The organism is Streptomyces sp. PH9007, from assembly GCF_059813725.1.
Genome location: NZ_CM187440.1, coordinates 2,897,809 through 2,919,172, shown reverse-complemented (window position 1 = coordinate 2,919,172; position 21,364 = coordinate 2,897,809). Strand labels below are relative to the sequence as shown.

Annotated in this window: 17 protein-coding genes; 12 read left to right on the top strand and 5 right to left on the bottom strand. The window is 73.9% G+C overall.

Translation table 11 applies throughout. The features are described from left to right. Window positions 1–105: 105 nt before the first annotated feature. Genes ACTFAP_RS13305 through ACTFAP_RS13275 form a run of 7 tightly spaced genes read left to right on the top strand, consistent with a single transcriptional unit; the run spans window position 106 to window position 6,927 of the window. Window positions 106–1,275 carry an inositol-3-phosphate synthase gene (locus ACTFAP_RS13305; RefSeq protein ID WP_500469180.1) on the top strand — a complete coding sequence of 390 codons (1,170 nt, stop codon included), beginning with the start codon at window positions 106–108 and terminating at the stop codon, window positions 1,273–1,275. Then, the gene (locus tag ACTFAP_RS13300) at window positions 1,272–2,147 is read left to right on the top strand and encodes an SCO3242 family prenyltransferase (RefSeq protein ID WP_500469179.1); all 876 of its coding nucleotides are present in this window, start codon (window positions 1,272–1,274) and stop codon (window positions 2,145–2,147) included. The genes ACTFAP_RS13305 and ACTFAP_RS13300 overlap by 4 nt, the downstream gene beginning before the upstream one ends. Further along, window positions 2,144–2,995: a sugar phosphate isomerase/epimerase family protein gene (locus ACTFAP_RS13295; RefSeq protein ID WP_500469178.1), complete on the top strand. Its 852-nt coding sequence runs from the start codon at window positions 2,144–2,146 to the stop codon at window positions 2,993–2,995. The genes ACTFAP_RS13300 and ACTFAP_RS13295 overlap by 4 nt, the downstream gene beginning before the upstream one ends. Beyond that, window positions 2,992–3,501: an EboA domain-containing protein gene (locus ACTFAP_RS13290; protein WP_500469177.1), complete on the top strand. Its 510-nt coding sequence runs from the start codon at window positions 2,992–2,994 to the stop codon at window positions 3,499–3,501. The genes ACTFAP_RS13295 and ACTFAP_RS13290 overlap by 4 nt, the downstream gene beginning before the upstream one ends. Beyond that, entirely contained in the window at window positions 3,501–4,412 is a 912-nt protein-coding gene (locus ACTFAP_RS13285) for a TatD family hydrolase (RefSeq protein ID WP_500469176.1), read from the top strand. The genes ACTFAP_RS13290 and ACTFAP_RS13285 overlap by 1 nt, the downstream gene beginning before the upstream one ends. Next, window positions 4,409–5,560 (top strand): metabolite traffic protein EboE, encoded by a 1,152-nt coding sequence (gene eboE, locus ACTFAP_RS13280; protein ID WP_500469175.1) that lies wholly within the window; start codon window positions 4,409–4,411, stop codon window positions 5,558–5,560. Before ACTFAP_RS13285 ends, eboE begins: the two co-directional genes overlap by 4 nt. After that, window positions 5,557–6,927, top strand: coding sequence for an alkaline phosphatase family protein (locus ACTFAP_RS13275; RefSeq protein ID WP_500469174.1), 1,371 nt, complete (start codon window positions 5,557–5,559; stop codon window positions 6,925–6,927). Before eboE ends, ACTFAP_RS13275 begins: the two co-directional genes overlap by 4 nt. A 62-nt stretch (window positions 6,928–6,989) precedes the next feature. Here ACTFAP_RS13275 and ACTFAP_RS13270 read toward each other — a convergent pair whose 3' ends face one another. Further along, window positions 6,990–8,141 carry a hypothetical protein gene (locus tag ACTFAP_RS13270; RefSeq protein ID WP_500469173.1) on the bottom strand — a complete coding sequence of 384 codons (1,152 nt, stop codon included), beginning with the start codon at window positions 8,139–8,141 and terminating at the stop codon, window positions 6,990–6,992. A 107-nt stretch (window positions 8,142–8,248) separates the two neighbouring features. Further along, window positions 8,249–9,439 carry a TDT family transporter gene (locus tag ACTFAP_RS13265; protein ID WP_500469172.1) on the bottom strand — a complete coding sequence of 397 codons (1,191 nt, stop codon included), beginning with the start codon at window positions 9,437–9,439 and terminating at the stop codon, window positions 8,249–8,251. A 71-nt stretch (window positions 9,440–9,510) separates the two neighbouring features. On the opposite strand from ACTFAP_RS13265, the gene ACTFAP_RS13260 reads away from it, so the two are divergent. Further along, a complete protein-coding gene (locus ACTFAP_RS13260; protein WP_500469171.1) occupies window positions 9,511–10,449 on the top strand; it encodes a LysR substrate-binding domain-containing protein in 939 nt (312 codons plus the stop codon). A 137-nt stretch (window positions 10,450–10,586) separates the two neighbouring features. Next, window positions 10,587–11,714 (top strand): endonuclease NucS domain-containing protein, encoded by a 1,128-nt coding sequence (locus ACTFAP_RS13255; RefSeq protein WP_500469170.1) that lies wholly within the window; start codon window positions 10,587–10,589, stop codon window positions 11,712–11,714. 15 nt (window positions 11,715–11,729) lie between these two features. On the opposite strand, the gene ACTFAP_RS13250 is transcribed toward ACTFAP_RS13255, so the two are convergent. Next, on the bottom strand, window positions 11,730–13,424 hold the full coding sequence (locus ACTFAP_RS13250) for an ABC-ATPase domain-containing protein (protein WP_500469169.1): 1,695 nt from the start codon (window positions 13,422–13,424) through the stop codon (window positions 11,730–11,732). A gap of 301 nt (window positions 13,425–13,725) precedes the next feature. On the opposite strand from ACTFAP_RS13250, the gene ACTFAP_RS13245 reads away from it, so the two are divergent. Continuing rightward, window positions 13,726–15,834, top strand: a complete 2,109-nt coding sequence (locus ACTFAP_RS13245) for a TerD family protein (protein WP_500469464.1) — start codon at window positions 13,726–13,728, stop codon at window positions 15,832–15,834. A 39-nt stretch (window positions 15,835–15,873) separates the two neighbouring features. On the opposite strand, the gene ACTFAP_RS13240 is transcribed toward ACTFAP_RS13245, so the two are convergent. Continuing rightward, window positions 15,874–18,120 carry an outer membrane protein assembly factor BamB family protein gene (locus ACTFAP_RS13240; protein WP_500469168.1) on the bottom strand — a complete coding sequence of 749 codons (2,247 nt, stop codon included), beginning with the start codon at window positions 18,118–18,120 and terminating at the stop codon, window positions 15,874–15,876. A 479-nt stretch (window positions 18,121–18,599) separates the two neighbouring features. On the opposite strand from ACTFAP_RS13240, the gene uppS reads away from it, so the two are divergent. Continuing rightward, the gene (gene uppS, locus ACTFAP_RS13235) at window positions 18,600–19,289 is read left to right on the top strand and encodes a polyprenyl diphosphate synthase (protein ID WP_500469167.1); all 690 of its coding nucleotides are present in this window, start codon (window positions 18,600–18,602) and stop codon (window positions 19,287–19,289) included. Beyond that, window positions 19,286–20,728, top strand: a complete 1,443-nt coding sequence (locus tag ACTFAP_RS13230) for an oxygenase MpaB family protein (RefSeq protein ID WP_500469166.1) — start codon at window positions 19,286–19,288, stop codon at window positions 20,726–20,728. The genes uppS and ACTFAP_RS13230 overlap by 4 nt, the downstream gene beginning before the upstream one ends. Window positions 20,729–20,730: 2 nt before the next feature. Here ACTFAP_RS13230 and ACTFAP_RS13225 read toward each other — a convergent pair whose 3' ends face one another. After that, window positions 20,731–21,321, bottom strand: coding sequence for a hypothetical protein (locus ACTFAP_RS13225; protein ID WP_500469165.1), 591 nt, complete (start codon window positions 21,319–21,321; stop codon window positions 20,731–20,733). Window positions 21,322–21,364: the final 43 nt, after the last annotated feature.

The following is a 21,364-nucleotide window of genomic DNA, read 5'->3' as shown; positions in this document are numbered from 1 at the left end:
GAACAGGACTGACCGGTATTGACCGGAGATTGACCGGGTGGCCCCGGCCCATGGGACGACGGGCCGGGGCCACCCGGGCGGAACCACTGACCAGGAGGTCTGCACATGTCACCGTCACCGCTCACCCCACGCATCGGGGCGTGGTTCATCGGCGCCAGGGGATCGGTGGCGACCACCGCCACGGTCGGCACCCTCGCGCTGCGCGCCGGGCTCGGAACGCCGGACGGCTGCGTGAGCGAACTGCCCGAGGTGGCGGCGGCCGGGCTGCCCGCCCTCACCGGCATCATCACCGGCGGCCACGAGGTGGGCGAGGGCTCCCTGCCCAAGCGCGCCGAGGAACTCGCGGCCGGCGGCGTCTTCCCCACCGCCCTGGCCCGCGCACTGTGCGCCGAACTCGCCGAGGCCGACGACCGGATACGCCCCGGCGCGGGCCCCGGCGGCGAGACCCAGCGGGCGGCGGCCGACCGGATCCAGGAGGACCTGCGGGCGTTCCGCGACCGGCACGGCCTGGACGAGGTCGTCGTCGTGGACGTCTCCAGCACCGAGCCGCCCGCCCCCGACACCCCCGAACTGCACCGCCTGGACCTGCTGGAGGCCGCCCTGGACCGGGGCGAGTCCCCGCTGCCCACCAGCTCCCTGTACGCGTACGCCGCCTTCCGGGCCGGCTGCCCCGTGGTCGCTTTCACCCCCAGCCCCGGCCCCAAGCTGCCCGCGCTCGGCGAACTCGCGCTGCGCGAGGGCCTGCCCTGGGCCGGCTCCGACGGCAAGACCGGCGAGACCCTGCTGAAGTCCGCGCTGGCCCCGATGTTCGCCCACCGGGCGCTGGCCGTACGGTCCTGGGCCTCCGTCAACCTGCTCGGCGGCGGCGACGGCCGCACCCTCGCCGACCCCGAGGCGGCACAGAGCAAGCTGCGCACCAAGGGCCAGGGCCTGGAGGCGATCCTGGGCCACCCGGTCGACGGCCCGATGCACATCGACTACGTCGCCGACCTCGGCGACTGGAAGACCGCCTGGGACCACGTCTCCTTCGAGGGCTTCCTCGGCACCCGCATGTCCCTCCAGTTCACCTGGAACGGCTGCGACTCGGCACTGGCCGCACCCCTCGTCCTCGACCTGGTGCGGCTCGCCGCCCGGGCCCGCGAGGCGGGCGAGGCCGGCCCGCTGCCCGCGCTCGGCTTCTTCTTCAAGGACCCGGCCGGCACGGCCGAACACGACCTCGGCCGGCAGTGGCAGGCGCTGACCGACTGGTGCACGGAGCTGGGGGCCCGCGCGTGAAGCCGCGCGACGCCGCCGAACTCGTCCGGCTGCCCGCCGCCCTGACCGTCCCCGGCGACAGCCTGGCCGGCGCGGCGGCTGCCGGCTGGCCGTACGGCGGCCGCACCTGGGCCGCACCCGCCGCGTCCGTCTGCCTCTACCTGGCGGGCATGGCGCTCAACGACTTCGCCGACGCCGACCTGGACGCCTCCGAACGCCCCGAACGGCCCATCCCCTCCGGCCGGGTGGACGCCTTCGAGGCCCTCGGCCTGGCCGCCGCCCTCACCGGCGCCGGCCTCACCCTGTCGGCGGTCGCCGGCGGCAAGCGGGCCCTGCGGGTCGCGATCCCGCTGACCGCCACCATCTGGACCTACGACCTGTGGGCACAGCGCACCGCCGCAGGACCCGCCGTCATGGCGCTGGCCCGCGGCCTCGACGTGCTGCTGGGAGCCGGCGGCGACCCGCGCCGCGCCGCGCTGCCCGCGCTGGCGATCGCCGCCCACACGGCGGGCGTCACCACGCTCAGCCGCGGCGAGGTGCACGGCGCCACCCCGGCCACCGCGACCGCCGCCCTGGCCGCGACAGGCACCGCGGCGGCGGCCACCGCCACCGCCACCGCCCTGGCCGGACCGCGCCGCCGCCCCCGGGACCGCTGGGCGGTCGCCGCATCGCTGGCCGGCTACGCGGCGACCGTCGGCCGCGCCCAGCTCGCCGCGCTGCGCACCCCCGGCGACGCCGGCACCGTACGCGCCGCGACCGGCACCGGCGTCCGCGGCGTCACCGGCCTGCAATCCGCACTGCTGGCGGCGGCGGGCGCCCCCGTGGTGGCGGGCGCGCTCACCGCGCTGGGCGGGCTGGCCCGCATCGCCTCCCGAAAGGTGTCCCCCACATGACGACCCCCGCACCGCTGCGCTACGGCTACGGCACCAACGGCTTCGCCAACCACCGCCTCGAAGACGCCCTGGAGGTGATCGCGGACCTCGGCTACGACGGGGTGGCACTGACCCTGGACCACCACCACCTGGACCCGTTCGCGCCCCAACTGGCCGCCCGAACCCAGGAGGTGGCCCGCCGCCTGGACCGGCTCGGCCTGTCCGTGGTCATCGAGACCGGCGCCCGCTACCTCATGGACCCCCGGCACAAGCACGAGCCCACCCTCGTCTCCACCCAGGGCCGCGACCGGCGCGTGGAGTACCTCGACCTGGCCGTACGGGTGGCCGCCGACCTCGGCGCGCAGGCCGTCTCCTTCTGGTCCGGCATCCTGCCCGGGGACACCGCGCCGCAGGAGGGCTGGGAACGGATCACCAAGGGCACGGCCCAGGTCCTGACCACGGCCGAGGAACACGGCGTGCTCTGCGCGGTGGAGCCCGAACCCGGCATGTTCCTCGACACCCTGGCCGGCGTCACCGAACTGCGCCGCCGCCTCGGCGACCCGCCGCGCCTGCGCCACACCATCGACATCGGCCACACCGTGTGCAACGAACCGGCCGACACCGCCACCTGCGTACGCTCCGTCGGCCCGCTGCTGGCCAACGTCCAGGCGGACGACATGCGCCCGGGCGTCCACGACCACCTGGAGTTCGGCGAGGGCGACATCGACCTGCCGGCGACGCTGGCGGCGCTGCGCGAGGTCGGGTACCGGGGCCTGGTCGCGGTCGAACTCCCGCGCCACGCCCACGCCGCCCCCACCGTGGCGGCCCGCGCCCTGGCGGCCCTGCGCGCGGCGGAGGCGACGCTGTGACGCCCGGGACCGACGCCCCGCTCGCCCTCGTCTTCCCCGCCGTGGCCAGGAAGGTCGGCCGCGCGCGGGCGGAGGAGACCCGGATCGCGCTGCTGAAGGACGCGGCACGGGTCGGCACGCTCACCGACACCGAACTGAGCGAGCTGTACGACTTCGGCGACACCGACGAGAAGCACGCGATCCTGCGGGCTCTGGGCGAGCCCGAACTCCTGGACCGCCCGGGCCTGCTGCCGCTCGTCGAGGACGCGCTGCGCACCAACGACCCGCGCCTGGTGGCGGCGGCCATGGGCGGCTACGCGGCCCGCCGGCTGCCGGACTCCCCCTGGCGGCACGGCGTACTGAAGTGCCTGTTCATGGAGGTGCCGCTGGACGCGGTCGCCAGCTGGGAGCGCCGCGCCGACGCGGAACTGACCCGGATGACACGCGCCTTCGTGGCCGAACGGGCGGCGGCGGGCCGGGCGATCCCGGACGACGCCATACGACTGACGGAACGGAACGCCGACTGATGCGCATCTTCGACCCCCACATCCACATGACGTCCCGCACGACCGACGACTACCAGGCGATGTACGCGGCGGGGGTGCGCGCCGTCACCGAACCGGCGTTCTGGCTGGGCCAGCCCCGTACGACGGTGGGTTCCTTCCGCGACTACTTCGACACGCTGGTGGGCTGGGAACGCTTCCGCGCCGCCCAGTTCGGCATCCGGCACCACTGCACCATCGCGCTGAACCCGAAGGAGGCCAACGACCCCCGGCTCGCCGGCGTCCTGGACCTGCTGCCGCGCTACCTGGTGAAGGACGGCGTGGTCGCGGTCGGCGAGACCGGCTTCGACGCGATGACGGAGGCGGAGGAGAAGGTCCTCGTCCACCACCTCGACCTCGCCCGCGAACACGGCCTGCCGGTCCTCGTGCACACCCCGCACCGCGACAAGGCGGAGGGCACCCGCCGCACCCTGGAGCTGGTGGCGGCCTCCGGACTGCCGCCCGGGATGGTGCTGATCGACCACCTGAACGAGGTGACGGTGGGCCTGGTCGCGGACAGCGGCTGCTGGATGGGCTTCTCCATCTACCCCGACACCAAGATGGACGAGGGCCGGATGACGGCCGTGCTGAAGGAGTACGGCACCGAGCGGATGATCGTGAACTCGGCCGCCGACTGGGGCCGCAGCGACCCGCTGAAGACCGCGAAGACCGGCGCCGCGATGCGGGCGGCCGGGTTCAGCGAGGACGACGTCGACAAGGTGCTGTGGCGCAACCCGGTGGAGTTCTACGCCCAGAGCGGCCGGCTGCTGCTGGACGAGGACGTCGCCGGGGCCGCCACCTGGGAGGGCAACTCGATCCTGCGCGGAGAACGCAAGGACCCGGACCCGGCACCGGAGGCGGGCGGGGCGGCGGGCGGCGTCGGGGGGACGGCATGAGGTTCCGGCACCCCGACGGCACGACCGTCCACCTCGCGTACTGCACCAACGTCCACCCCGCCGAGGACCTGGCCGGCGTCCACCGCCAACTGGAGGTGTACGGGGCCGCGGTGCGCGCCCGGCTGGGCGTCCCGAGTCTTTCCCTGGGCCTGTGGCTCCCCGCCCCGCTGGCCCGGAACCTGGCCCGGAATCCGGCCGACCTGACCGCCCTGCGCGGCGAACTGGCGCGGCACGGCCTGGAAACGGTGACGCTCAACGCCTTTCCCTACCGCGGCTTCCACGCCCCCGTGGTCAAGCAGGCGGTCTACCACCCCGACTGGACGCGGGAGGACCGGCTCGCGTACACGCTGGACTGCGCCCGGGTACTGGCCGCCCTCCTCCCGGACGACGCCGCGCGCGGCAGCATCTCCACCGTTCCGCTGGCCTGGCGCACCCCGTGGGACCCCGCGAGCGCGGCCCGCGCCCGGCTCCAGCTGGACCGGCTCGCGGACGGCCTGGCGAAGATCGAGGCGGAGACCGGCCGGACGATCCGGGTGGCGTTCGAACCCGAACCCGGCTGCGTCGTGGAGACGACGGAACAGGCCGCGCGGCAGCTGTCCGGCGTCGACACCCACCGCCTGGGCGTCTGCCTGGACCTGTGCCATCTGGCCGTGGCCTTCGAGAACCCCGACCGGGCCATCGGAAACCTCGCCGGGGCCGGCCTGCCGATCGTCAAGGCCCAGGTGTCGGCGGCTCTTGAGGCGGCCGACCCCGCCGACCCGGCCACCGCCGCGGCACTGTCCCGCTACACGGAGGAACGCTTCCTCCACCAGGTCCGCGACGCCTCGGGCGGATCGACCGACGACCTCCCCGAGGCGCTCGACACCCTGCCCGCCGGCTCCCCGTGGCGCGTCCACTTCCACGCCCCCCTGCACCGCCACCCCGAACCCCCGCTCACCTCGACCACCGGCCATCTGCGCTCGACCCTCACGACACTGCTGGGCGGCCCCAGGGCGCTGACCGACCACCTGGAGGTCGAGACGTACACCTGGTCCGTCCTGCCCGAACACCACCGCCCGACGACGGAGGCGGAGCTGGCCGACGGCCTGGCCGCCGAACTCAACTGGACCGCACAAGCCCTGCACGAAGTGGGAGTCGTTCACCGATGAGCCGCAACCGCATCCTCCTGTTGAACGTCGTGGGCCTCACCCCCCGCCTGCTGGCCCACGCCCCGAACCTGCGCGCCGTGGCGGACGCCGGCTGGCAGGCGGAACTCACGCCGGTGCTGCCGGCCGTGACCTGCTCCGTACAGTCCTCGATGCTCACCGGCCTGCCGCCGTCCGGACACGGCATCGTCGGCAACGGCTGGTACTTCCGCGACCAGGGCGAGATCCACCTGTGGCGCCAGCACAACCGCCTGGTCGGCGGCGAGAAGATCTGGGACGCCGCCCGCAGGACCGACCCCGGCTACCGGGTGGCCAACGTCTGCTGGTGGTACGCGATGGGCGCCGACACCGACTGGACGGTGACCCCGCGCCCCGTCTACCACGCGGACGGCCGCAAGTCGCCCGACTGCTACACCAGGCCGCCCGAGCTGCACGACGAACTGACCGAGGAACTGGGCCCGTTCCCGCTGTTCCACTACTGGGGGCCGACCGCCTCGATCCGCTCCAGCGAATGGATCGTCGCCGCCACCCGCCGCCTGATGCCGCGCGCCGACCTGACCCTGTCCTACGTCCCGCACCTGGACTACGACCTCCAGCGCTACGGCCCCGACAGCCCGCAGGCCATCCGCGCCGTCCAGGACGTCGACCGGATCCTGGCCCCCCTGCTGCGGGACGCGCGCGAGAGCCGCACCACCGTCGTGGTGGTGAGCGAGTACGGCATCACCAAGGCGTCCCAGCCGGTGGACATCAACCGCGCGCTGCGCCGCGCCGGTCTGCTGGAGGTCTACACCCAGGAGGGCATGGAGTACCTGGACCCCTGGACCTCCCGCGCCTTCGCGGTCGCCGACCACCAGGTGGCCCACGTCTACGTGCCGGACGCGGCCGACCTGGAGAAGGTGGCGCACCTGTGCGCCGAACTGCCGGGCGTGGCCGAGGTCCTGACCAAGGAGGAGCAGGGCGCGTACGGCCTGGACCACGAACGCTCGGGCGAACTGGTCCTGGTGGCCGAGCCGGAAGCGTGGTTCACGTACTACTACTGGCTGGACGACGCCCGCGCCCCCGACTTCGCCCGGGGCGTGGAGATCCACCGCAAACCCGGCTACGACCCGGCGGAACTCTTCTTCGACCCGGACAACCCGCGCGCCCGCCTCCAGGCGGCGGCCGGCCTGGCCCGCAAGAAGCTGGGCCTGCGGTACGCGATGAACGTCGTCCCGATGACCGGCACCTGGGTCACCGGCACCCACGGCCGCCTCCCCACCACCCCGGACGACGGCCCGCTCCTGCTGTGCTCCACCCCCGACGCCGCCCGGACGGAGCTGGCGGCGACGGAGGTGAAGGACCTGGTGCTCACCCTGGCGGGCGTGGCCTGAGACGTCGGTCCCGCAGCGGTTTCCTGCGAGGGCCCCACCGTTCACGGCGGGGCCCTCGGTCCTCATGCCGCCGGCCGCCGGTTCACGGTGCCACGGAGGGCGTTCCGTGACCGCTGGATGAGTCCGCCGCCGACACGGTCGCCATCGGGCAGGTGGGCGGAGTAGTTACCGACGGCCCACAGGGCACCGGTGTCGCCGACCGGTGCCAGGTCGTTGAAGAAATAGTGCGGCCATCGGGCGTCCGCGTCCGTGGCCCAGGCGCCGAATTCCTTGCTCCAGATCGCGCCGTCGTAGTGCCAGAACACCGGTCCGGAGAAGGCGGGCTCGGTTTGGTCCATGCCGGCGACCCACAGACCTCCCCGGCCGTCCGTGGTGATCGCCTGCACGTAGAGATCGGAGAGCGATCCGGTGATGTCCCGCCATTGTGTTCCGTCCCAGTGAGCAACGCCCGGTACGGGCGGGGCGCCACGCGGTGCGGTGGCCCATCCGGCCACGTAGACGTTGTCGGGCTCCCCCGTGGCGATCTTGGCGGTGTCCGTTCCGGTACGCACCGGGGGCTGCGTCATCCGGGTCCAGGTGATGCCGTCCCAGTGATAGGCCACCGGGTGTCCGTCGTCCACCGGGTACTGCATGCCGGTCGCGTATGCGTCGTCGGCCGAGAAGGCGTCGATGTCCCGGATGTTGACGAGGTGGGGAAGCGTGAAGTTCTCCCAGACGCCGTCCGCGTAGGTCTGGAGGGAGTCGCCGCCCACGAAGAGCCGTCCGGGTACGGCTTTGATGGGGACTTCGAGCCAGGAATCGCCGACCGGGTGCGGGATGGGTACGGTCGTCCAGCTCTCGCCGTCGTAGTGCGCGAGAACGGCATCCCGCTCCGCCAGGCCGTGCACCCAGACGTCATCCGCCGACACGGCACTGACCGAGGACCACGTCCATACCTGCGGCAGTTCCGGTGCCGTCTCCTCACTCCACACCGCCCCGTCCCAGCGCATCAGGACACCGCGCTGATCCTTTCTGCCGACGGCCCAGGCGAGGTTCTCATCGACGGCTGAGACCGAGGTGACGGATTCGATCAGGCTGTCGCCGGACAGGGATATCTCCCAGTCCGCCGTTGCCGTCGGCGTCACGTCATGGGCGATGGCACCCCCGGTGGCCAGCAGGGCGGTGGCCAGAGTCAGCGAGGTGGCCGCGGTACGCAGCAACTGGCGTCTGTGCATGGGTGATGGAGCCCTTTCACGCAGGTGAACGCGGGTAACCCCGTGAACATGCCACGGCTCACCCCGTCCCGCCAGAGCGCCTCGCGCCCCGCGCCCGACCGTTCCGCTCAGGTCCGGGGCGTCCCCTCCGGCGCGGGCGGCGGGCCCGGCGGGGGGAGGAAGATGCCGCCGCGCAGGGCGGCCCGGGCGGTGCGGGCGCTCACCGTCAGCCAGGCGAGGACCAGGAAGGCGTACAGCACGAGCGCCGTACCGGTGAACAGGTCGGAGCCGAGCCGCTGCGCCAGCCCGGCGGAGGCCGTCACACAGGTCCCCACCGGGAAGGTGAAGCCCCACCAGGCCAGGGAGAACGGCAGCCCCAGCCGGGCCTGGCGCACGGTGAGCGCGGCGGCCAGCGCCAGCCACATCAGCGCGAACCCCCACACCGGCACCCCGTACAGCGGCACCGCGGCCCGCGCCGCGTCGGCGTACGGCTGCGGCAGCACCCCGGGCGCGGCGTCCGCGAGCAGATGGACGGCCGTCACCGACTGGCCCAGCGGCCCCAGCACCATCCACAGCGTGGGCACCAGGGCGGCCGGTCCGGTGCCGTGGTGCACCAGCCGCGACCACAGCTGCGGCAGCAGGATCAGCGAGGAGAACAGGCTGACGCCGAACAGCGCCCCGCACACCAGCAGCAGCGTCAGCCGGGGCTGGCCGGCCGGCAGGTGCGGGACGAGGGCGGCGCCGGTGGCGGCCGACACCATGGGCGGCACCACCGGCATCAGCCAGCCGCCGAAGGCCGCGTCCGCCGGGGCCGGGCCCCCGGTCATCGTGCGGTAGGGGACGGCCACGCAGGTCAGCAGCCCCAGTGCGGTGCCCGCCGCCCACAGCACGGCGCCGGCCCGTACCGCGAGCGCGGTGCCCAGGACATCGGCGCCCAGCGCCACCGTGCCCGCCCCCACGGTCAGCAGCGCCATCGCCGGGGCGCCCCAGAAGTGGCCCATGACCGGGTGCCCGGCCAGGGCCCTGGCCCGTTCCGGGTGCCGGACCGCGTGCACGGTCCAGGCGCCGAGCAGCGCCACGAGCAGCAGACAGGCCAGACCCCACACCACCGTGGCCGCCGGGCGCAGCGCCTGGCCGCCCACGGGCAGGGCGACGGCCGCGTTGCCGACGATGCCGGTGCCCATCACGGCGGCGAACCAGTTCGGGCCCAGGTTCCGGAGGGCGTCGGCGGGCCGGTCGAGTTCGGGGAGCAGGCGGCGCGGGGGCCGGTCCGCGGGCGCGGTCGGGGCGAGCGGACGGGTGGGGGAGTCGACGGCCATGGTCTCCAGCCTGTCGTCCGGGGGCGGACGACGGTAGGGATCATTCCGGTATGAGCCCATAAACTGCTCTTATGCCCCTGCCTCGTCGCGTCAGCGACCTCGCCCCCTTCGAGCTGCTGCTCTCCGTCGCCCGGCTGGGCAGTCTGGGGGCGGCCGCCCGCGAGCACGGCATCAGCCAGCCCGCCGCCAGCTCCCGCATCCGGCAACTGGAGCGGCGCCTGGGGCTCGGCCTGCTGGAACGCTCACCGCGCGGCTCCCGGCTCACCCCCGAGGGCGCCCTCGTCGCGGACTGGGCCCGTACCGCCACCGACGCGGCGGCCGTCCTGGAGGCGGGCATCGGCTCACTGGCCCGCGCCGAACGGGCCCGGCTGCCGGTCGCCGCCAGCCTCACCGTCGCCGAGTACCTGCTGCCGCACTGGCTCGCGCGCTTCCGCGCGGTGGCCCGGGACACCGCCGTCTCCCTCACCACCGGGAACTCCGACGACGTGGCGCGGGCGGTCCGCTCCGGCACCGCCCGCCTCGGCTTCGTCGAGGGGCCCGAGGACCCGGCCGGGCTGGTCAGCCGCACCGTGGCCCGCGACACGCTGACCGTGATCGTCCCGCCCGGCCACCCCTGGGCCCGGTACGGCGCGGACGGCGTCCCGGCCGAGGAGCTCGCCGCCACTCCGCTGATCGCCCGGGAGTCCGGCTCGGGAACCCGGCAGCATCTGGACCGGGCGCTGCACCGTCACACCGGCGCCGGGCCGGTCCCGCCACTGCTCGAACTCTCCAGCACCACCGCCATCAAGACGGCGGTCGGCGAGGGCGTCGGCCCGGCGGTGCTCAGCTCGCTGGCCACCGCCCGGGACGCGGCGGCCGGGGCCGTGGTGCCGCTGCCGGTGCGCGGCCTGGACCTCACCCGCCGGCTGCGGGCCGTCCACCGCCCCGACCGGCCCCCGGGCGACGCCGCCCGGACGCTGCTCGCCTGTGCCCGCCCGGTGCCCCGGCAGCGGACGGGCACGGAGGGGTAGCCCGCCCTGCCTCCTCGATGCCCCAACCTGACCGCACAACACGGGAGTTGAGGCAGGGGGCGCGACTCTCGGGACGGGGATACCCTGACCTCCGGTCCGATCCGGGACACCGCACCTCACCCACAGGGGGACACGACATGCCACTGGAGTTCGGACTGTGGCGGATCGACGGAAAGCCGGAACGCGTCCCCCAGCGCGTCCCCGAGCAGGCCCTGGCGCGCGAGGCCGCGCTGGAGGACCTCATCGTCGCCGACCCGGACGTCCTCGGCCGCCCCATGCTGCTCATCGGACGCCAGGTGCACACCGGCCACAACGGGTTCATCGACCTGCTCGGCATGGACGAAGAGGGCTCCCTGCACGTCCTGGAACTCAAACGCGACCGCACCCCGCGCGACGTGGTGGCCCAGGTTCTCGACTACGGCTCCTGGGTACGGGACCTCGGCAACGACGAGATCCGCGCCCTCTACGCCCACCACGCGCGCGAACACGGCCTGCCCACCGAACTGGACGAGGCCTTCGCCGCCCGCTTCGGCGGCTCCCCGCCGGACACCCTCAACAGCACGCACACCCTCACCGTCGTGGCCGGCGAACTCGACCCGGCCACCGAACGGATCATCACCTACCTCGCCACCGGCTTCGGCGTGCCCGTGAACGTCATGTTCTTCCGCGCCTTCGAGGACGACGGCCGCTCCTACCTGGCCCGCACCTGGCTCATCGACGAACCGGAGACAGCGACCGACCCCACCGGAGGCCGCAGGACCGGCACCCGCGAACCGTGGAACGGCACCGACTGGTACGTCTCCTTCGGCGACGAGAGCGGCGGCCGTGACTGGGACGACGCGCGGCGGCACGGCTTCGTCTCGGCGGGCGGCGGCGCCTGGTTCTCCCGCACCCTGCGCGCCCTGCCGATCGGCGCGCGGGTGTTCACCCACATCCCCAAGTCCGGGTACGTGGGTGTGGGCACCGTCACCGGCCGGGCCCAGCCCTTCGAGGAGGCCGTCCTGGACATCGGCGGCCGGGAACAGCCGCTTGCCGCACTGTCGTTGAGCGGTACATACACCCGGCCCGCCCCGGCCGCCCCCGCCGAGGACGGCGCGGACGGCGAGGACCGGCGCGAATGGGTGGTGCCGGTCACCTGGGAGCGGACGGTGCCCCGCGAACTGGCGCTGTGGCGCACCGGGTTCTTCGCCAACCAGAACTCCGCCTGCAAGCTGCGGGCCCGCTTCACCGCCGAGGAGGTGAGCCGGCACTTCGGCCTGGGCTGACCGGCACCGGGCGCGTCAGCGGAACACCCGCAGCGCCCGCAGCCGGTTGACGGCGGCGGCCACCTCGAACCGGCGCGGTACGGCGAGATCCTCGTCGTGCACCGACAGCAGCGCCTCGACGCCCTCCGGGCCCGCCAGCTCCGCGTCCAGCAGATCCAGCGCCTCCGCCAGCGTCCGCCGTCCGTCCAGATGGCCCCGGCGCACCAGCAGTTCCATCGCCAGCCCGATCCCCGTCACCTGCGGACCGTCCACCACCTGCTCGACGGACCGCAGGTCCACCTCGTGCTCGCCGAACACCAGCTGGTCCGTACCGCGCGAGCGGACGCGGGTACGCCCGCGCGCGGTGGCGTCCAGCGACGCCGGGTCGGGACGGCGGTGCACCACACCGGGGAAGGACTCCGCCTCGGCCCGCCGCCCGGTGGGCACCGCCGCGACCTCCCGGGCCCGCGCCGTGACGTCCGCCGGCCGGTAGGCGTCCATCATGATCACCCGGTCCGCGACATCGAGATAGTCGCCGCTGCCGCCCATCACCAGCACCGTGGACACCCCGTGGTCGCGGTGCAGCGAGCGCACCGAGTCCACCAGCGGGGTCAGCGGCTCCCGTTCCTTCGCCACCAGGGCCTGCATCCGGGCGTCCCGGATCATCAGATTGGTCGCGGCGGTGTCCTCGTCGATCAGCAGCACCCGGGCCCCGGCCTCCACCGCCTCGCACAGCGACGCCGCCTGCGAGGTGGACCCCGAGGCGTTGTCCGTGGAGAAGTCGGTGGTGTCCGCGCCGCCGGGCAGATGGTCGACGAACGCGTGCAGGTCCACCCGCTCCACCCGCCGCCCGTCCTCGGCGCGCAGCTTCACGGTGTCCGCGCGGGCGGCCACCCGCTCCCGCCCGTCGCCCGGCACGTGGTCCCACACGCCCGACTCCAGCGCCCGCAGCAGCGTCGACTTGCCGTGGAAACCGCCGCCGACGATCAGCGTCACCCCCTCCGGCACGCCCATGCCGCTGACCTCTCCGGCGTTCGGCAGCCGCACGGTGACCCGCAACTCCCGCGGCGAACGGAACGGCACCACGCCCGCGCCGCGCGCCGGACGGTCATCGGCCCCGCTGCGGCGCGGCAGCAGCGCGCCGTCCGCCACGAAACCGACCAGGCCCCGCCCCGGCAACTCCGCCCGCAGCGCCGCCGAGTCCTCCACCGTCTCCACGAACTCCCGTACCCGCGCCGCCTCGTGGGCCCGCGCGACCAGCGCCCGGTCGGCGACCCGGGCCGCCCCGGGGCCCAGCAGGCGCCACGCCTCCCGCCCGTCGATCCGGCGCCGCGGCCCCGGCAGCGACACCCCGAACCGCAGCGTCACCGAGCCGTCCGCCCCCACCGTGCAGGAGCCGCGGTCCAGCACCTCCTGCCCGCCGGCGTCCAGCTGGTACGCCCGCTCCGCGCGCATCTCCCGGGCGGCGGACCGCACCAGATACCCGGCCAGCGCCCGCCGCCGTACCGGGGTCGCCCACAACTCCGGGTCGAATCCGGCCGCTTCGCCGTCCAGCCGCAGCGCCACCCGGCCGGGCGGCGCGAACGGATCGGCCTGCGCCCGCACGACGCGCACCGTACGTCCCGGGCCCAGCTCCCAGGTGCCGACCAGCCCCTTGTACCGCCCGTACGGCGCCCCGTCGAGCCGTTCCAGCTCCCGCTCCAGCCCGCCGCGCGGCCCCTGCCGTCCCATGTGCGTTCCGATCCCTGTGCGTGCACCGTCCGCCGCATTGTAAGAACAGACAAACCATCGCACTGCGGTCGGCGAGGAGGGGACGGCCGAGGCGGCCCCGATCCGGACCGCTCGTGCGGCTGCGGGCCCGCCGGCGTTCCACGCCCTCACCGCGGGCATCAACTTTCCAGAATCGCCACATCGTTCACCCCGCGCACACTAGAGTCTGCGCCGTGCTCCACGTCACATCGGGGAGCCAGGGGGTGTCCGGGTGCTGGTCACCCCTGTCCGGACAGGGGACGAGGGGGCAGCTGTGCACACCATGGTCAAGGGCGCGAACGTCTCGCTGGCGGCCCTGAGCGAGCACACCGGATCGGTGATCGTCAGCCTGGGCTGGACCAGCCAGGGCGGGGACGGCGACGCCGACGTCTGTGTGCTGCTGGTGGACGCCGACGGCAAGGTGCGCGGCGACGACGACTTCTACTTCTACAACAACCCGGTCGCCCCCGACGGCAGCGTGCACCTGCTCGGCAAGACGGCGGGCACAGAGGGCAGCGAGGACCGCATCGGCTTCGACCTGACGGCGCTGCCGGCCGCCGTGGACCGGATCGTCGTGGCGGCCAGCCGTGACGGGGCGGCGGGCTTCGACGAACTGGACGACCTCCGGGTGACCCTGTCCGACGCCGCGGGGGACCGGCTGCTGCGCTTCGCCCCCGAGGGAACGGAGGCGGTGAGCGCTCTCGTCTTCGGCGAGCTGTACCGGCGGGGCACGGACTGGAAGTTCCGGGCCGTTGGCCAGGGCTACGCCTCCGGTCTGGCCGGCCTGGCGACCGACTTCGGTGTGGACATCGAGGACGACGCCGTCGACGCCGTCGACGCAGCTTCCGACGACGAGGACGGCGGCACGGGCACCGCCGCGGCCGAGGAGGGGAACCTCCCGGACACCGGCGGCGCCGAACCCGCACCCGTGGACGCGCCCGTCACCTCCCCGGGGAGCGAACAGCCCTCCGCAGCCGGCTCCGCCGCCCCGTCCGTCCCCGCCCAGCGCGGCGGGCCGCCGCCCGCCGGGGAGGAACCGGCCGCCCGGCCCCGCAGGCCCCGTACCGCCAAGAAGAAGATCACCCTGCCCCGGATCAGCCGCAAGTCCCTCGCGGAGAACGAGTCCTGGAAGGACGCCCGGCTCTTCCCCGTGTCCGCGCTGCGCAGCGACCGCGAACGGGAGAACCGCGCCACCTCCGTCCTGCTGTCCGTCATGGCGCAGGTGCCGGAGTTCGGCCGCCGGCTCATCGCCGGGTTCGGAGCCCCGGCCGGCCGGATGGAGACCTTCACAGAGGTCTCCCTGCCGCACGGCGACACCCCCCGCCGCCCGGACGGGGTGATCCGCGTCGAACGCGCCGGAAAGCTGTGGACCGCCCTGGTCGAGACCAAGACCAACGGCAACGATCTCAAGGCCGAGCAGGTCCAGGCGTACATGGACATCGCCGCCCGCCGCGGCTACGAGGCCGTCATCACGCTCTCCAACGACGTGGCCCTGGAGGGCACTCCGCTCCTCGACGTCCGGGTGGACGGGCGCCGCAAGCACAAGGTAGCCCTGTGGCACCTGCCCTGGGCCGAGGTCACCTACCAGGCACAGACCCTGATCCGGCACGAGGGCGTCGGCAACCCGGCCCACGCCTGGCTGCTCCAGGAGCTTCTCCACTACCTCCAGCACGACAACTCCGGCTGCCACGGCTTCCAGAACATGGGGGCGTCCTGGGTGCCGGTCCGCAACGGCATCGAGGACGAGACCCTCTCCCAGGGCGACCCGCGCGCCCTGGAGGTGGTCGAGAGCTGGGAACGGCTGATCCGGCAGGTCTGCCTGGGGCTCGGCGGCGAACTCGGCCTCCGGGTCCTGCCCGTCCAGCGGGCGCGGCGCGGCGGGGACCACGGCGTCCGGCGGGCCCGCTCGGCGGACCAACTCTGCGCGGAGGGGCGCCTGCACGCCGACATAAAGATCGAGAACGGCCCCGGCGTACTGGCCATCACCGCCGATCTGCGCACCGGCAAACTCCGCACCTCCGTCGAGATCCCCGCCCCCGAGCAGGGCTACCCGCTGACCTGGGCGAAACGGCTCATCCGGCGACTGGCCGAGGCTCCGGCCGATCTGCACATCGAAACCCTGGTGGAGGGCGAGGGCGGCGGCCCGCGCGGCACCCTGGAACGGCTGCGCCCGGAGCCGGCCGACCTGCTGCCCCGGGCGGCGGGCACCCGCATCACCGGGTTCCGGCTGTCCCTCTTCAAGGGGATGGGCAGCGGCCGGGGCAACGCCGAGAGCGGCTTCATCCGCAGCGTCGACGACGCCGTGCACCGCTTCCACACCTCGGTGGTCCTCCACCTCGACGGTCCGTCGGCGCGCCGGAGTTCACCCAAGGAGACCCCCGGGGCGGCGTGACGCCCGCGCCCCGCCGGACACTCCGTGTGGGGCGCCGGATCAGAGCGCCACGGCGTACAGGATGGGCAGTTCGATCTGGGTGTCGTCGGCGGCGGTGAAGAAGACCGTGTCCCCGGCGATCAGCGGCGGGACCTTGACCATCCTGCTGTCCGCGCCCGGCTCCCGGACGTCGAACGCCCAGCGCTCGTCCCCGGTCGCGGCGTCGACCGCGTACACCGTGCCCTCGGCGCCACCGAAGCAGACGGTGCCGTTCCCGGCGGACAGGTCTCCCTGCACCCGGCCCCCGAGAGGAAAACTCCACAGCTGCCGCCCATCGGAAGCGTCGAGGGCGTACAAGGCATCGCTCAAGTCATGCACGTAGACGGTGCCGTCGAGGACCTCCGGCCGGGAGGGCATGAGGTCGTGGGGGACGGTCCAGAGTTCTTCCCCGTCGGCGGCGTCCAGCGCGCACAGTGTGCTGCTGTTGTCGACGAAGTAGACGGTGCCGTCCGCGACGGCCACGGAGTGGATCACCGGCCAGTCGTTGGCCGCCGGACGCACCCACCGTTCCTGTCCGGTGTCGGCGTCGACCGCGAACAGTTCGCCCTCTCCGCCGCCGATGTAGACGACCCCGTCGACAACCACCGGCGCCGGGATGGTGCCGCCGATCCCGTTCCGTGAGTAGAGGTGGAGCCAGCGCTCCCGTCCGGTTTCGGCGTCGACGGCGTAGAGCCTGCCGTTCGCACCGCCGACGTAGACCGTGCCGTCGGCGAAGGCGGGGGAACTGGCTCTCTGCCCCTCGGGCAGGGGAAACTCCCAGAGCCGCTCGCCACTGGCGGTGTCGAGGGCGTACAGGCCGCTGCCGTAGCCGCTGACGTACACGGTTGTTCCGGCGACCACGGGTGTGGGGAACCAACTCCCCCCGGGCAGGGGTGAGCTCCAGCGGGACTCGCCGGTGGCGGTGTCCACCGCGTGGACGATGGGCGACCGGTCAGCCGCGATCAGGGCGACGTAGAGGGTCCCGTCGGCGTGGGCGGGGACCGAGGTGCTGACGAACTCCGGTAGCGACCATCGCCGGGTGCCGCCCACGATGCCGGAGCCGGACGGTGCGTCGTCGCCGGAACCCGGTGCGGCCGGACCGCCGGTGGCCGGATCGCCGGTCCCGCCACCAAGCAGCCGCCAGCCGGCGAAGCCGATGCCCCCGACCCCCAGGGCAGCGGTAGTGACCAGCAGTTGACGGCGGGAGCGTCCGGGCGGGGCGTCGCCCGGGCGGGGCGCCGCCGGGGGCGTGGTGGGCGGGGCCGGGGGAGCGGGCGCCGACAGGGCGGTCGGCGGGTGCACGGGGGCGGCCCCCGTGGTGCTTCCGCCATGGGTGGGTCCGTGCGGGTCCGGCGCACCCGTGGGCAACAGCGGTGCCGGGGGGACGCCGGGTCGTTCGCGGAGCGCGGCGGCCACCGCGTCCGGCAGCCGGTCGTGCCCGGGGCCGCGTTCCCCGTCCCCGAGCGCCCGGCCCAGCTCCTCCAGCAGCGCGGCGACGGTGGGCCGTTGCCCCGGGTCCTTGGCCAGACACCGGGCCACCACGGCGCGCACCCCGGCGGGCAGCGCGCCCAGGTCCGGCTCCTCGTGCACGATGCGGTAGCTCAGGGCGTGCCCGGCACCGGAGCCGAACGGGCCGGAACCGCTCGCGGCGAACGCCAGCACCGCCCCCAGCGCGAACACATCGGTCGCCGGGCCGACCCGTCCCCCCGTGGCCAGTTGTTCCGGCGACATGAAGCCGGGCGTCCCGACGACCACGCCGGTCTGGGTGAGCGCCCCGTCGTCGTCGCTCACCGATATCCCGAAGTCGATGACGCGCGGGCCGTCCGGCGCCAGCAGGATGTTCGACGGCTTGAGGTCCCGGTGAACGATCCCGGCCGCGTGGATGGCCTCCAGCGCCTCGGCCAGCCCCGCCCCGAGCGCCAGCACGGCGGGCTCGGGCCACGCACCATGCTCCGCCACGGCCCGGCCCAGCGGCAGGCCCGGCACGTACTCGGTGGCCAGCCAGGCCGGAGTGCCCTCCAGGTCGGCGTCGACCACCGCCGCGGTGAAGACACCGGTGACCCGCCGCGCGGCGGCCACCTCCCGCGCGAACCGGCGCCGGAACCCGGCGTCCTCGGCCAGTTCGGCGCGGAGCACCTTGACCGCGAGCGTCCGTCCGCCCGGCGAACGGGCCAGGAACACCCGCCCCATGCCGCCCGCCCCCAGCCGCGCCTCGATCCGGTACCGCCCCACCTGACGCGGGTCCCCCGCCTCCAGCTCCGCGAACACCGTCCCAGCCCCCTCGAACGTTTCCCCGCCGCGCCCGGTACGACCACGGTCGCTGCACCCTACCGAGGGCCGGCCCCAACAGGGCCGCCGGCCGGGGCGGTTGGTGTACGGGAGGGGCGCCGCCGGCTCAGGTCTCGCAGGCGACCCCGTCGCCGTCCCGGCCCAGCCCGGCCGCGCACGCGAGGCAGTTAATAGGACAGGAGTCCGGCGGGTGAACGTACCGAGAGAACAGGGCGGCCGGGGTCAGGCGGCCCCACACTGCTGAGTGGCACGCGCGCGGGCGGAAGGACATCCCGGCGCTGCCCGTGCCGCCGGGCACCGCAGACCCGGCCGACGCCGGTGGCCCCGTGCGTCGTGGGGACGGTCGACCGGGAGTACGGGGGGCGCTCGTAGTGATGGAACAGGTCGGGGGACTCCCCCCGGCGACCCCGGTTCCGCCGGACCGGCCCGGCGCGGTCCCCCGCCACGTCGCCTGCGTCATGGACGGGAACGGCCGGTGGGCCGCACAGCGCTCGTTACCCCGTACCTCCGGCCACCGGGCCGCCGAGAGCACCGTCATCGACGTCATCACGGCCGCGCGGTCGGCCGGCGTCGAGTGGCTGAGCCTGTACGCCTTCTCCACCGAGAACTGGCGGCGCCCCGCCGGCGAGGTCGACTTCCTCATGCGCCTGGTGCGCCGCGTGGTGCGCAAACACGCCCCGCTGCTGCACGCGCGCGGCATCCGCTGCCGGTTCCTCGGCGTGAGCGACCCGAGGATTCCCGCCCCGCTGGCCCGGGACTTCACCGACCTGATGACGCTGACCCGCTCGAACCGGGGGATGACGCTGACCGTGGCGTTCGACCACGGCGGACGCGGCGACATCGTCGAGGCGGCGCGCTCCCTCATCCGCAGCGGCATACCGGCAGACGCCGTCGACGAGCGGCACTTCGCGGCCCACCTGCCCTACCCGGACACCCCCGACGTGGACCTCGTCATCCGCACCTCCGGCGAACAGCGCATCTCCAACTTCATGCTCTGGCAGGTGGCGTACGCGGAGTGGATGTTCCCGCCGGTGCTGTGGCCGGACTTCCGCGCCCCGCACTTCGTGGAGTGTCTGCACGCCTACCGGCAACGCGCCCGCCGCTTCGGCGGCATCGCCCCGCACGCGAACGGAGAACCCCCACCATGACGGACACCGGCACACCGCCCGGAGCCCTGTTCGGGCCCGACACGCAGTTCCACCGGTTCTTCAACGACCCCCGGTGGGCGCTCGCCGTCGTCCGCGCCACGGTCCTGGAGGCCGCCCATCCCCAGGTCGGCGCCGCGCTGATCGACAACTCGACGTTCGTCATGCATCCGTGGCGACGGCTGCGCAACACCCTGGTGAGCCTGCAGCGCATGTTCGGCGCCGACGAGGCCGTGCGGCAGAAGGAAGCCTCCCGCCTCAACCGGCTGCACTCCCGGCTGAGCGGCACCGACGCCCAGGAACGGCCGTACGACGCGATGGACCCCGAGGTGCGGGCCTGGGTGGTCGCGACGCTCTTCGAAAGCTCCGTCACCATGTGCCGGCTCAGCGGACAGGCCCTCGACCAGGCCGCGATGGAACAGCTCTACGCCGAATTCCGCGCCTTCATGGCGGCCCTCGGCGTGGACGCGGACCATCTGCCCGCCACCCTCCCGGAGTTCTGGCGGTACTACGACCGGGTGGTCGAGGAGGAACTGGAGAACACCGAGGCGCTGCGGATCATCCTCTACCGGCTCTTCGACCACCTTCCGGCCCCGCCGCTGCTGGCCGGCCTGCCCACCCTCTGGGCGGCCGGCCGCGCCGTCGCCGGGCCCGCGCTGGGCACCATTACCGTCGCGTCCCTCCCCGAACCGTTCCGCCGCCGGGCCGGCCTGCCGGAGATCCCCGGCGCCCAGACCCTCATGCAGAGCGCCTACCTGGCCACCGGCCTGGCCCGCTTCCTGCCCGACGGCTGGATCCGCACCGAGACCCTCATGGACCTCGCCTACCTCTCCCCGGGAAGCGGCTCCCCGCACGCCGCGACGCTCACCGCACTGCGCGAACGGATGCAGCAGGCGGGCGCGTTGCTGCGGCTGGTCACCCCGTTCGCCGACCGGGACGAGCCGTCCGGGGGCAGCGGCGCGTCCCGCAGCGCCGAGGAGTTCTTCACCCAGGTACTCGACCAGACCGGCGACGGCTTCCTGGAATGGCCCGACCTCGCCGCCATGGCCCGCGAGTTGTCGACCCGCCTCGACCTCGAGGAACCCGAGGAGACCCGGCTGTACCAGGCGTACGCCGACTGGTGGCGCGAACTCCAGAGCGCCCTGGACACCGACGGCGACGGCCGCATCAGCAAAGCCGAATACACCACGGCGGCCCCCACCCACGCCGGTCCCGCGCTGATCCGGGTTGCCGAAGTCCTCTTCGACGTCACCGACACGGACGGCAACGGCGTCATCGACGAGGCCGAGTACCGCGCCCTGTTCCGCACCGGCTTCCACCGCACTCCGGAGGCCGGGACGCACGAGGCGTACTCGCGCGGCGCGTTCGTCCGCGACTTCCTCTCCTTCATGACCGGCCGCCACCGCTCCACCCCGTACGACCCCCTGCTGGCGGACGCGTAGCCCTACCCGGCCGTGCAGACGGCGACGGACTTCGCCAGCCCGGTGAAGTCCGTCTGCAGGGGGCCGAGGCGGAGGAGGCTGGCCAGACTGATTGTCTTCTGCCGCTCGCACCTCTCGTCCAGCACGCGGGTGGCGAGGACGTGAAAGGTCCACTGGTCGAGATCCAGCGGGTCGAGAGTGCGCTTGTCCAGGTGGTGCAGAACGCAGAACACGTACACGTCGGAGTTCCGCAGCGCTTCGGTCGAGGATGCCCCGGTCTGCCCGTCCCAACCGAGGGCGGGCGCGATGCTGAAGGTGATCTCCGACAACTTCCCCTGGGCCCAGGACTGCAGGTAGGCCGATGACTTGACCTCCACACGCGTGCCGTCCGGGGTACGAATGTCGACCGAGTCCCACTCCGTACGCGTTCCTTCCGCCGCGCCGAGTGCTGTCGCGACGATGTACTCGGCCAGCACGCCACGCATGGTGTTGCTCGCCAGATCCGAGCAGGCCCAGCTCCAGAAGCCGCCCAGGGTTTCCACCGGCCGACCGACGGCCGTCAACGGCTCCTCCCCCTTGCGGCGATGAACGGTGAGAGGTCCGAGATCATGCATCGCATCCTCCGGAACGAAATGGGGCGACCCGCCATGCGGGCAT

Coding starts and splice junctions, on each gene's coding strand:
- ACTFAP_RS13255 (WP_500469170.1), top strand. CDS start 10,587: ATGCCACTGGAGTTCGGACTGTGGCGGATCGACGGAAAGCCGGAACGC.
- ACTFAP_RS13295 (WP_500469178.1), top strand. CDS start 2,144: ATGACGACCCCCGCACCGCTGCGCTACGGCTACGGCACCAACGGCTTC.
- ACTFAP_RS13230 (WP_500469166.1), top strand. CDS start 19,286: ATGACGGACACCGGCACACCGCCCGGAGCCCTGTTCGGGCCCGACACG.
- ACTFAP_RS13305 (WP_500469180.1), top strand. CDS start 106: ATGTCACCGTCACCGCTCACCCCACGCATCGGGGCGTGGTTCATCGGC.
- ACTFAP_RS13265 (WP_500469172.1), bottom strand. CDS start 9,439: ATGGCCGTCGACTCCCCCACCCGTCCGCTCGCCCCGACCGCGCCCGCG.
- uppS (WP_500469167.1), top strand. CDS start 18,600: ATGGACGGGAACGGCCGGTGGGCCGCACAGCGCTCGTTACCCCGTACC.
- ACTFAP_RS13260 (WP_500469171.1), top strand. CDS start 9,511: ATGCCCCTGCCTCGTCGCGTCAGCGACCTCGCCCCCTTCGAGCTGCTG.
- ACTFAP_RS13250 (WP_500469169.1), bottom strand. CDS start 13,424: ATGGGACGGCAGGGGCCGCGCGGCGGGCTGGAGCGGGAGCTGGAACGG.
- ACTFAP_RS13245 (WP_500469464.1), top strand. CDS start 13,726: ATGGTCAAGGGCGCGAACGTCTCGCTGGCGGCCCTGAGCGAGCACACC.
- ACTFAP_RS13285 (WP_500469176.1), top strand. CDS start 3,501: ATGCGCATCTTCGACCCCCACATCCACATGACGTCCCGCACGACCGAC.
- ACTFAP_RS13225 (WP_500469165.1), bottom strand. CDS start 21,321: ATGCATGATCTCGGACCTCTCACCGTTCATCGCCGCAAGGGGGAGGAG.
- ACTFAP_RS13270 (WP_500469173.1), bottom strand. CDS start 8,141: ATGCACAGACGCCAGTTGCTGCGTACCGCGGCCACCTCGCTGACTCTG.
- ACTFAP_RS13275 (WP_500469174.1), top strand. CDS start 5,557: ATGAGCCGCAACCGCATCCTCCTGTTGAACGTCGTGGGCCTCACCCCC.
- eboE (WP_500469175.1), top strand. CDS start 4,409: ATGAGGTTCCGGCACCCCGACGGCACGACCGTCCACCTCGCGTACTGC.